Annotated in this window: 2 protein-coding genes; both read left to right on the top strand. The window is 41.3% G+C overall.

Annotated features, from left to right (window positions below; all coding sequences use genetic code 11):
* Positions 1 to 151: 151 nt before the first annotated feature.
* Positions 152 to 1,444, top strand: coding sequence for a filamentous hemagglutinin (locus tag ACFIM8_RS08970; protein WP_375614819.1), 1,293 nt, complete (start codon positions 152 to 154; stop codon positions 1,442 to 1,444).
* On the top strand, positions 1,441 to 1,854 hold the full coding sequence (locus tag ACFIM8_RS08975) for a hypothetical protein (protein ID WP_375614820.1): 414 nt from the start codon (positions 1,441 to 1,443) through the stop codon (positions 1,852 to 1,854). The genes ACFIM8_RS08970 and ACFIM8_RS08975 overlap by 4 nt, the downstream gene beginning before the upstream one ends.
* The last annotated feature ends 150 nt before the right edge of the window (positions 1,855 to 2,004 follow it).

The raw sequence follows: 2,004 nt of genomic DNA on the forward strand, positions 1-2,004 counted from the left end.
AAGAAAACGTCAGCAAAAGCAAAAAGCTTTACAAAAGCGATCACCAAAGCGTCCTCCCCATCGTTAAAAAGGTCGTTAGATAAAATCATGAATGAAGTAGGGGATCAAAGCCGTCTACTTCTTTATCCACGCAGAGAGCCTTTTAAATTTGGTGGTTAAGATAATCTACAATAAGGCAGGTGAGGGTTCCATTACGGGGGATGCGCATGCTAAAGCCAGCAGCCATGGGTTTAGCATTTCTGGGAATGACACGATAAAGAACATTGCCAAGAATGTTTTAAATCACGGCAAAGCCAAGGATGCAGCAGAAGGGGAAACCAAATCTGCTATCAGCGATGGGACTATCATCCTTACTGATACAACTGGACAGAGGGCGATGGGGCAAGATGCTGGACAAATCATTGGCTCTCTCAACCGCAACACCGCAGCAGCCCACCAAGCAGTAGGACAGCTAGATGTCGCACCGCTTGAGGGAGCCGTGCATAATCGCGTAGGTATGATCAATGATTTATCGGATGAAGGATTGGGATACCTTGATAAAATTTATAAAATCACAAATGTCAAAGAGCACCCAGTAGGTGAGGTTGCGCATGATGAAAATGGCAATGTCCTCTATTTAACCGATGAAAATGGAGAACCTATAAAAGACAGCGATGGAGAATATATCACTCTGTATCACTTTTTAAATGCTGAAGATGAGCAGTATTTACAAGCTGGCTCTGATGGCAACAGGCGTATGTTCTATAATGGTATTTTTAACACACCAGATGAAGCAGCCGGTAATGCTGTCCACTTAGCTGATAATGAACATGAACCCCTTTATTTTACATACTTTCCCCAAGCTGACGATGTGCTGGTAGAATTAGGGGTAGCATTTTATCAAAAGTTTTTTGAAGGGGGCTCTTGGGGGTTGACCAATTCAACCAAAAAGTTTCAAGATTTTATCTATCGTTATGGCAATGACAATGCTATTGTTGGTGGGCATAGCCGTGGTAGTTTGACAGTGGGCAATGGAATGCGTGACTTTGAACAGCGTGGCATTCACGGTATAGCAGAAAAAACAGATATCTATCTTTTTGGACCAGCTGATAACTCTCAATCAATAGCGAATGCACTCTATTATGTGAGTGATGGTAAAAAAGATCATATTTACTTACAAAACCATATATTCGATCCCATTGGTACAGGAATTGGTCACAATCTACCTACTTTTTATAAGGCACCCTTGAGGTTCCCTTATGCAATATTTCCACCAGCAACTCCAATGATAGAGCAAATGCGAGCGTTACGCGGCTTTAAATCTAGTACCCATAGGTGTTATGGTAATGCGGGTGATGCGTGTGAACGTGATTATGGAACACATCATAATGATAATACAAAAATTTATGCACCTCATGCAATTTTGGATAATTTAGGTTTAGGTTATTTATGGAGAAAAAAATGAATACACTGTTTAAATTATTGAGTGGGATAGTTTTATTAAGTATAGCTGGATGTGACATTGAAAACATTGACAAACCTGCTCCAGGGTACGTGAATATGTGGGAGAAGACAGGAGCAGATTCTACTGAGGTAGGAAAAGCCTTATTAGAATGTGGAATGCCGAGTCTTATCGATCCTGATTCAGAAAATAGAGAGAGAAGCAACAATGCAAAAGCAACAACTTATGCTTGTATGATTCAAGCAGGATTTCACTATAAAGATAAATGGGGAGGAACTTGGTGTCAAAACTATAAATCCGAAAACCTTCCCATTTGTCAGCCTGGTGCTGTCATTCCGAAGAGAAGTGTCGAAAAGCGCTTAAACAGCCCTTTTTGTAAAAGGTATAAAAACGCATCTGAATGCAAACCTTAAGTGTTGCTGTTTGTGATGACCAACAATCCGCTATCCTTGCCTTCTCTTGGAATGGCGGGATTGTTTTCTCAATCAAGCAAAACTCTGTTTCTGTTGGGTTTGGTGCTGGACAAACGGGTGGTGGGGGCTCCATGAGCGCCTCTTTCCAAA

It is taken from the genome of Bartonella sp. AC535YNZD (assembly GCF_042196625.1).
Classification (GTDB): domain Bacteria; phylum Pseudomonadota; class Alphaproteobacteria; order Rhizobiales; family Rhizobiaceae; genus Bartonella.